The organism is Streptomyces durbertensis (assembly GCF_014156695.1).
Classification (GTDB): domain Bacteria; phylum Actinomycetota; class Actinomycetes; order Streptomycetales; family Streptomycetaceae; genus Streptomyces; species Streptomyces durbertensis.
The window spans coordinates 1-8,334 of the sequence record NZ_WMLF01000232.1; the positions used below are offsets into that span (position 1 = coordinate 1).

The 8,334-nt window shown below is 72.4% G+C and carries 9 protein-coding genes; 4 read left to right on the forward strand and 5 right to left on the reverse strand.

Going from position 1 to position 8,334, the window contains the following annotated elements:
* Nucleotides 1–220: 220 nt before the first annotated feature.
* Nucleotides 221–1,348 carry a ferritin-like domain-containing protein gene (locus GL263_RS16110; RefSeq protein ID WP_182856413.1) on the reverse strand — a complete coding sequence of 376 codons (1,128 nt, stop codon included), beginning with the start codon at nt 1,346–1,348 and terminating at the stop codon, nt 221–223.
* A 211-nt stretch (nt 1,349–1,559) separates the two neighbouring features.
* Here GL263_RS16110 and GL263_RS16115 point away from each other — a divergent pair, with 211 nt between their 5' ends.
* The 4 genes from GL263_RS16115 to GL263_RS16130 all read left to right on the forward strand — a co-directional run bounded on the left by GL263_RS16115 (nt 1,560) and on the right by GL263_RS16130 (nt 5,010).
* Entirely contained in the window at nt 1,560–2,501 is a 942-nt protein-coding gene (locus tag GL263_RS16115; RefSeq protein WP_182856414.1) for an AurF N-oxygenase family protein, read from the forward strand.
* Between the two features lie 84 nt (nt 2,502–2,585).
* Complete coding sequence (locus GL263_RS16120) at nt 2,586–3,299, forward strand: TetR/AcrR family transcriptional regulator (RefSeq protein ID WP_182856415.1); 714 nt, start codon at nt 2,586–2,588, stop codon at nt 3,297–3,299.
* A gap of 90 nt (nt 3,300–3,389) precedes the next feature.
* Nucleotides 3,390–3,707: a DUF8847 domain-containing protein gene (locus GL263_RS16125; RefSeq protein ID WP_182856416.1), complete on the forward strand. Its 318-nt coding sequence runs from the start codon at nt 3,390–3,392 to the stop codon at nt 3,705–3,707.
* A gap of 103 nt (nt 3,708–3,810) precedes the next feature.
* Nucleotides 3,811–5,010 carry a hypothetical protein gene (locus tag GL263_RS16130; protein WP_182856417.1) on the forward strand — a complete coding sequence of 400 codons (1,200 nt, stop codon included), beginning with the start codon at nt 3,811–3,813 and terminating at the stop codon, nt 5,008–5,010.
* 265 nt (nt 5,011–5,275) lie between these two features.
* Here the strand turns inward: GL263_RS16130 and GL263_RS16135 are convergent, their stop codons facing one another.
* The 4 genes from GL263_RS16135 to GL263_RS16150 form a co-directional block, all read right to left on the reverse strand.
* Nucleotides 5,276–6,511, reverse strand: a complete 1,236-nt coding sequence (locus GL263_RS16135; protein WP_182856418.1) for a styrene monooxygenase/indole monooxygenase family protein — start codon at nt 6,509–6,511, stop codon at nt 5,276–5,278.
* Nucleotides 6,512–6,613: 102 nt separating this feature from the next.
* On the reverse strand, nt 6,614–7,264 hold the full coding sequence (locus tag GL263_RS16140) for a GTP-binding protein (RefSeq protein ID WP_182856419.1): 651 nt from the start codon (nt 7,262–7,264) through the stop codon (nt 6,614–6,616).
* Nucleotides 7,245–7,676 carry a DUF742 domain-containing protein gene (locus GL263_RS16145; RefSeq protein WP_182856420.1) on the reverse strand — a complete coding sequence of 144 codons (432 nt, stop codon included), beginning with the start codon at nt 7,674–7,676 and terminating at the stop codon, nt 7,245–7,247. The genes GL263_RS16140 and GL263_RS16145 overlap by 20 nt, the downstream gene beginning before the upstream one ends.
* A complete protein-coding gene (locus tag GL263_RS16150; protein WP_182856421.1) occupies nt 7,673–8,155 on the reverse strand; it encodes a roadblock/LC7 domain-containing protein in 483 nt (160 codons plus the stop codon). The genes GL263_RS16145 and GL263_RS16150 overlap by 4 nt, the downstream gene beginning before the upstream one ends.
* Nucleotides 8,156–8,334: the final 179 nt, after the last annotated feature.

Sequence of the window (8,334 nt, forward strand, 5' to 3'; positions counted from 1 at the left end):
GGGAAGGCCCGCCCTGCGGGTGGTGCTGGCCGTCGGAGGGCGGAGGGGGCGTGGTCATGGGTTTCCTTCGCGGGGAGACGTGCCGTGGTCGGCCGGAGGCGGTCCGGCGGGCGGACGTCGGTGTGGTGGTTCGTCCTGCGTCATTTGGATAGCCGAGGTGGTGCGAAGGTTGCCCTGGGGGCGGGGGTTGTTCGACCCGTCACACCCGCCCCGGCGGGTGTCAGGGGTTGTCGTCGGTGGTCGCGTCGGTGGTCGCGGCGGTGATGGCGGCGGCGACCTCGGCCTTGCGGGCGGCCTCCTCGGCGGCGAAGCGCTGGGCGTCGAGCTGGTCGGCGAGTTCCTCGTCCTGGGTCATGAGCTGGTCGAGGTCGGCGTCGCCGAGTTCGAGGACGCCCATGTCGACGTAGGCGCGCTGGAGGCGTTCGCCCCACAGGCCGATGTCCTTGACGCACGGCACGATGCGGCTGAAGAGGAGGCGGCGGAAGAGCCGGGTGAAGTCGGACTGTTCGGTGAGGGCTTCGGCTTCGGCGGCCGGGATGCCGAAGTCGGCGAGGACTTCGGTGCCCTTGAGGCGGTCGCGCATCAGGTAGCAGCCCTCGACGACAAACTCCTCGCGTTCGCGCAGTTCGGCGTCGGTGAGCTGGCGGTAGTAGTCGCGCAGGGCCATGCGGCCGAAGGCGACGTGCCGGGCCTCGTCCTGCATGACGTAGGTGAGGATCTGCTTGGGGAGGGGTTTGTTCGTGGTGTCCCGGATCATGCCGAAGGCGGCGAGCGCGAGTCCTTCGATGAGGACCTGCATGCCGAGGTAGGGCATGTCCCAGCGGGAGTCGCGGAGGGTGTCGCCGAGGAGGGCCTGGAGGTTGTCGTTGACGGGGTAGAGGGTGCCGAGCTTCTCGTGGAGGAAGCGGGAGTAGATCTCGGCGTGCCGGGCCTCGTCCATGGTCTGGGTGGCGGAGTAGAACTTGGCGTCGAGGTCGGGGACGGACTCGACGATGCGGGCGGCGCAGATCATGGCGCCCTGTTCGCCGTGGAGGAACTGGCTGAACTGCCAGGCGGCGTAGCGGTGGCGGAGTTCGGCCTTGTCGCGTCCGCTGAGCTTGGCCCAGTGGGGCGTGTCGTGGAGGATCAGGACCTCGTCGGGGGTGCCGAGGGGGTCGGCGGGGTCGACTTCGAGGTCCCAGTCGATGCGGGTGGCGCCGTCCCACTGCTTGTCCTTGCCCTTCTGGTAGAGGGCGAGGAGGCGGTCGCGGTTGTTGTCGTACTCCCAGCTGAAGCGGGCGGCGCCGCTGGCCGGTACCTGCCATTCGTGCGGTCCCGGGTCGTGCGCGTACAGCTCGTGCGTCGGCATGGGGCCTCCCGGCCGGCCGGTGGAGACACGTCGAACCCCGGGGGTGCACGGGGTTGTTGGCAGGCTCACACGTGGGTGACAGTCGCGTCAACAAGTCGTGTGCGGGGGATTGACGAGCTTACTGACAAGCAGTCTCATAAGAGAGGACAGACGTGACCGCCGGTAACCCCCGCAGGGTGCCCGGCCCGCCGAATCAGCGAGGTGCTCCACGATGACGACCGCCCCTGAAATCAACTCCGAGCGCGAGGTGCTGCGGGACGCGCTCGGCCTGCTCAAGGACCGGGAGCAGATCGCCGAACGCCTGCTGGAGTCGTCCCGCAAGCACTCCTTCGACCCCGACACGGAGCTGGACTGGGACGCGCCGCTGGCCGACGACAAGTGGTTCTGGCCCCCGGAGCTGGTGTCCCTCTACGGCACCCCGATGTGGAAGCGGATGTCGGAGGAGCAGCGCATGGACCTCGCCCGGCACGAGGCCGCCTCGCTGGCCTCGCTGGGCATCTGGTTCGAGATCATCCTGATGCAGCTGCTGGTACGGCACATCTACGACAAGTCGGTGACCAGCGCGCACGTGCGGTACGCGCTCACCGAGATCGCCGACGAGTGCCGGCACTCGATGATGTTCGCGCGGATGATCCAGCGCGGCGGGGCGCCCACGTACCCGGTGAGCCGGACGACGCACAACCTGGCCCGGGTGCTGAAGACGGTCTCCACCACGCCGGGTTCGTTCGCCTGCACGCTGCTGGGCGAGGAGATCCTGGACTGGATGCAGCGGCTGACGTTCCCCGACGAGCGCGTCCAGCCGCTGGTGCGCGGCGTGACCCGCATCCACGTCGTGGAGGAGGCCCGGCACGTCCGCTACGCCCGGGAGGAGCTGCGCCGGCAGATGGTGCAGGCGCCGCGCTGGGAGCGCGAGCTGACCCGGATCAGCTGCGGCGAGGCGGCCCGCGTCTTCTCCATCGCGTTTGTGAACCCGCAGGTGTACTCGAACGTGGGGCTCGACCGGCGGGAGGCCGTCGCCCAGGTGCGGGCCAGCGGCCACCGCAGGGAGGTCATGCAGACGGGCGCGAAGCGGCTGACGGACTTCCTGGACGACATCGGCGTGCTGCGCGGTGTCGGCCGCCGGCTGTGGAAGAGCAGCGGCCTGCTGCCCTGAGCCTCCGGCGGTGAGGGAGGGCCGTTCGGCCCTCCCTCACCGCGCGGCTCCTGGAGTGGCGCCCAGACGGTTACGCTGCCAGACATGACCGTCCCGGCGTACCGAAGACTGAGCGTGGAGCAGCGGCGCAGCCAACTGCTGTCCACGGCACTCCGCCTGTTCGCCCGCCTGCCGCCGGAGGAGGTCTCGCTGGAGGACGTGGCGTCCGAGGCCGGGGTCTCCCGGCCGCTGGTCTACCGGTACTTCCCCGGCGGCAAGCAGCAGCTGTACGAGGCGGCGCTGCGCAGTGCCGCCGACGAGTTGGAGCAGTGCTTCGACGAGCCGCACGTGGGCCCGCTGACGGACCGGCTGGCCCGGGCGCTGGGCCGCTACATGGCGTTCATCGAGGAGCACGACGCGGGCTTCACCGCGCTGCTGCGCGGCGGCAGCGTCGTGGAGACCTCCCGCACCTCGGCGATCGTCGACGAGGTGCGCCGGCAGGCCGCCGCGCAGATCCTCTCCCACCTGGTGGTGGAGCCCCCGGGGCCCCGGCTGAGCATGACCGTACGGACGTGGATCTCGTCGGTGGAGGCGGCGTCGCTGATCTGGCTGGACGAGGGCAAGCAGCTTCCCCGCACGGAGCTGCGCGACCTGCTGCTCGACCAGCTGATGACGGCGCTGGTGGCCACCGGCGCCCGGGACGAGCAGACGGCGGGCGTGGTGCGGCTGGCCGCCGAGGCGGAGGGCCCGGACGGCCGGCTGGCCGATCTCGCGCGGCGTGTCGTCCCGGTGGTGGCGCCGGCCGCCCACCTGCTGTGAGCGGCCCACCTGCGGTGAGCGGTTCGCAGCCGCGCGCGACACGGGACGGCCGGTGGGCGGCCCGGGCGGCGTGTTTGCGAAGCTGGGCCGATGAGAAGTGAGGACACCGCCTTTGCCGGCGGACCGCTGGACGGCCGGGTGCTGCCCGTCCTGGTGGGGCCGACGGGCCGGCCGCCGAAGTACTACGAGGTGCCGGTGCCGTCGGCCGATGGCGGTGAACCGGTGGTGTACGTGTACCGGCTTGAGGTCGCGAGCGTGAGCAAGCGGCTGGGTCTGCCGCGCGGCTGGCGGTACGTGTACGAGCCGGAGGGCCGCCCGCGCCGGGTGCGCTGGCCGTGGTCGAAGCCGGAGCCCCGGCCGGAGGGGCGAGACGGGTCGGACGGACCGGAGGGCCCCGACAGGCCCTGAGGGGCTGTGCGGTCGCCCGGGTGGTGTCCGGCGTCCGGGTGGTAGCGCCGTACATCGTCGTTCAATACGACAATCAGCGGCGAGGTGCTGCCACGATCACGGCATGAACGGCTGCGAACGGAGGGACCACCGACCGACCGGCCCGCGCACGCGGGCGGTGCGGGGGCGTCGCGGGCTTGTGGTGACAGCCGGCGGGGTGCTCGCCGCCGTACTGCTGGGGCTCGTCGCCTCCGACGCGCCGGCGGGCGGCCTCCACACGTCCGGCGGGACAGCGCTCAACGGCGGCCGGACGGTCGCCGGGACGGCGCCGGGTGCGGAGGCGGCGGGCTGGGAGCCGCAGGCTGAGGAACCGCCAGCGACCGACCGCCGGTCGCTCGCGGAACGCGCCGCGCCGCCGGTCGAGCGGCCCGCGTCCGGCGTCGAGCGCCACTCCCCCGCCGCCGGGGAGAACGGAACGGGACGTGCCCAGCCGCCCGCAGAGCCCCCGGCCGAGCCGTTGAACGAGCCGCCGGCCGGAACGCCCGAGTGGCCCGCGTCCGGTCTCGGCGGCACCGCGCCCACCGGCCGCCTGCTGGCGGAGCTGCGGACCGGCTACCAGGCCGTCGACCAGGCACGGCGCGCCTACCGGAAGGCGGACACCCGGCTGCGGCGACACCGTGCCGTGGTGGCGCGGCTCGACGAGCGGCTGCGCCGGGCCCGCGGCGAACTGGCCGCGGGGCGTCTCGACGCCGGACACATCGCCCGGATGCAGTACCGGAACAGCACGGCGGGGCTCACGCCGTACGTGCGCATGCTGCTGCGCCGCGACCCGCAGGACGCGTTCGAGGAGCGCCACCAGCTCACCCGGCTCGCGGACGCGCAGGCACTCGCCGTGCTGCGGATGGCGGGCGGCGAGCAGCGGCTGGCCGCGACGGCCGGCAAGGCCCGCGCGGCGCTCGCCGAACAGCGCACCCTCGCCACCGAACGCCAGGAAAAACACCGGGAGTTGCGACGCCGGCTGGACCGCCTGAGCCGCCTCCTCGCCGGCAGCACCGGGGACGCCGGGGACGCAGTCGCCGGAGCCGGTGGGGCCACCGGCAGCGGAACCGAGAGCGGCGGGCTCGCCGGTGCGGCGGCCTCCGGCGCGGTCGGAAGCCGCCCGTCCGACGCTCTCCCAGCCGGCGGGCAGCCTCCCTCGGAGCCCCGCACACCCGGCGGGAACGGGCCATCCGGCAGGGGCTCCCCTGGCGACGGCTCGCCCCGCGACGGCGGGACCAGCGGCCCCGGCACCGGACGGCCGGGGTGGGGCGCCGCCACGCCGTAGCGCATGGGTTTCCCCGGCATGGCGGCCTTCCGCCCGCGACGGCACCGGGCCGGAGCCGCGGTCGCTCGGAGCCCGGCGGCCGCCGACCCGGCGGCCCGCCGGCAACCCTTCCGGCGACGACCGCCCGGCCGGCGAGGTCTCCGAGCCGCGTGCGGCGGCCGGCGGTCGCACACGCCCGGCAGCCTCGACAGGCCAGCGGTCGACGAGGCTGGGTGCCGGGCCGGCAGTGCGGCCCGTTCGGCTCGCGCCTCGCGCGCCGCGCGCGTCAGGCCGGGGTGACCGACGCGAGGTAGGCGTCGGCTTTCTCGGGGTCGTAGAACCAGTCCTCGAAGTCGGTCGGGTTGTTGAAGCCGTTGGCGAACCGGTCGCGGACGGGCGGCAGTTCGCCCGCGGCGCCGATCAGCTTGAGGACGTGCTCGGGCGGCGGCGCCAGCATCGCGTTGGTCCACTTGGTGACGTGCCGCGCGGTCTGCCAGTAGCGGTCGAACGTGCCCTGCATCCACTCCTCGTCGAAGGGGCGGTCGCCGTGTTCGACGATGGAGGCCAGGTAGGCGGCGGCGCACTTGGAGGCGGAGTTGGAGCCCTGCCCGGTGATCGGGTCGTTGGCCACCACGACGTCCGCGACGCCGAGGACGGCGCCGCCGCCGGGCAGCCGGCCGACCGGCTTCCGGACAGTGGGCGCGTAGCGGCCGGCGAGTGTGCCGCCGGCGTCGGTGAGTTCCGCCTTGGTGGCCCGGGCGTACTCCCAGGGGGTGTACTTCTCCATCAGGGCCAGGGTGGTCGCGAGGTGTTCGGCAGGGTCGCGGATCTCCTGGAAGACGTCGAGCGGGCCGCCGGGGACGCCTTCCCAGAAGAGGATGTCGCAGCGTCCGCTGGTGGTGAGGCTCGGCATCACAAAGAGCTCGCCGACGCCGGGCACGAGGTTGCAGCGCACGGCCTCGGTGTCGGGGTGCTCGGGGCGGGGGCCGAGACCGGTGACGTAGGAGACGGCGAGCGCGCGCTGCGGGGTGTCGTAGGGCGAGCGTTCGGCGTCGCGCTCGAACATCGACACCAGTTCGCCCTTGCCGGCGGAGACCAGGACCAGGTCGTAGGTGCGGGCGAAGAAGTCGAGGTCGGAGACGGCGGCGCCGTGGATGACCAGCTGGCCGCCGCGCTGGGCGAAGGTCTCCATCCAGCCGGCCATCTTCACCCGCTGGTCGACGGACTGCGCGTGGCCGTCGAGTCTGCCGAGCCAGTCGACGGCCCGGCTGGAGTCGGGGGCGGCGACGGAGACGCCGAGTCCCTGGATGCGGGGGGCCTGGTTCTCCCAGAAGTTGATCTCGAGGTCGCGTTCGTGCTGGAGCGCGGTGTGGAACATGCACTGGGTGGACATGACCCGCCCGCCGCGGATCTCGTCGGCCGTGCGGTTGGACATCACGGTGACCTCGTAGCCCTTGGACTGGAGGCCGAGGGCGAGTTGGAGGCCCGACTGGCCGGCTCCGACGATGAGTATCTTCCGCATCGAGGCAACACTCCTGTATGACGGTGTGACTGGTCGCGAAGGGTGGGGCAGGCAGAGGGGAGAAGAGGAGAAGGTGGCGCGCAGGGCGGCCGTCAGGCGGGGTCAGGCGGGGGTCAGCTCGACGGCGTGGGCGACCAGGGCGGTCAGCGAGTCGACGACGGTGTCCCGCTTCCTGGCGTCCATGACCACCACCGGCACACCCGCCGGGACGGACAGCGCCTCGCGCACGTCCTCGGCCTCGTAGTACTCGGTGCCCTCGAAGTGGTTCACGGCGACGATGTAGGGCAGCCCGCAGCTCTCGAAGTAGTCGAGCGCGGGGAAGCAGTCCTCCAGACGGCGGGTGTCGGCCATGACAACGGCGCCGATCGCGCCGCGCACGAGGTCGTCCCACATGAACCAGAAGCGCTGCTGGCCCGGCGTGCCGAACAGGTAGAGGACAAGACCGGCGTCGAGCGTGATGCGGCCGAAGTCCATGGCGACGGTGGTCGTCGTCTTCTCGGGCGTCGCCGCCAGGTCGTCGGTGCCCTCGCTGGCCTGCGTCATCACGGCCTCGGTGACCAGCGGCTCGATCTCGGAGACGGACCCGACGAAGGTCGTCTTGCCGACACCGAAGCCCCCGGCCACCACTATCTTGGTGGCGATGGGGGCGCGGCTGGTGTCCTTCTGCCACTCCTGGAGCGGCTCGTCCCGCCCCGCCGAACCGCCTGGCGGCGTTGTCGGGGTCGTGGTGCTGTCAAAGCCTGCGAAGTCCACCCAACACCCTCTCAAGCAGTGCGCGGTTGGGGCGGCCGGTGGCCTCCCGGCCCGTTCCGTAGACGCGGACCCGGCCCTGGTCCGCGAGGTCGCTCAGCAGGACGCGCACGACGCCGAGCGGCATCCGCAGCAGCGCGGCCACCTCGGCGACCGACCGCATCTGGCGGCACAGCTCGATGATGGCGCGCATCTCCGGCATGATCCGGTCCTGGCCGGCCGAGTAGTCCCGGCCGGGCAGCACCCGGCGGCCCGGCGGCCCCTCCAGGACGGGGGTGTCGACCGAGGCGACAAACGTCTCGACCAGCAGCACGTGGCCGAAGCGGGTACGGCCGCCCGTGATGGTGTACGGCCTGACCCGCGCGGGTTTGCGTTCACCGTGCAGACGGCTGGGCAGTGGGGGGTTCGCGGTCACTGGTCCTGCTCCATCGACTTACGCAGTTCGGTACGGAGTTCGGGGGTGAGCACATGTCCCGCACGGCCCACGAAGAGGGCCATGTGGTAGCCGATCACGCTCATGTCGCAGTCGGCGGTGGCGTGCACGCCGAGCAGCGAACCGTCGCTGATCGCCATGACAAAAACGGTTCCGTGGTCCATCGCGACCATCGTCTGCTTGACCTCGCCGGCCTTCAGCAGCCCGGCCGCGCCGGTGGTGAGGGACGCGATGCCGGAGACGATCGTCGCCAGGTCCGCGCTGGCTCCGCGCGGACCGCGGCCACCGGACCTCGCCGAAACGTCGGCCAGGCCGGGGTCGGAGGCCAGGAGCAGCAGGCCGTCGGACGAGACGACCGTGACGGACCGGATGCCGGGAACCTCTTCGATCAGGTTCGCCAGCAGCCAGCGCAGGTTGTCCGCCTCACTGCTCGGCGTGGGGGCGGTGCTGGACGCGTTCACTGACGTGCCTCCTCGGGGGTGTCGCCATTCTCGTTCGTCCCCGGTTTGTGCGGTTCGCCGCCGGCACGGACCGGGGCGTTTTCGGCTTCGTGGTCGACCTGACCGCCGACGGACGGCCGGCCGACGGCGTGGGGATCTCCTCCCCGATCGGCCTGGGCGCGCTTCCGCTGGACTACGTG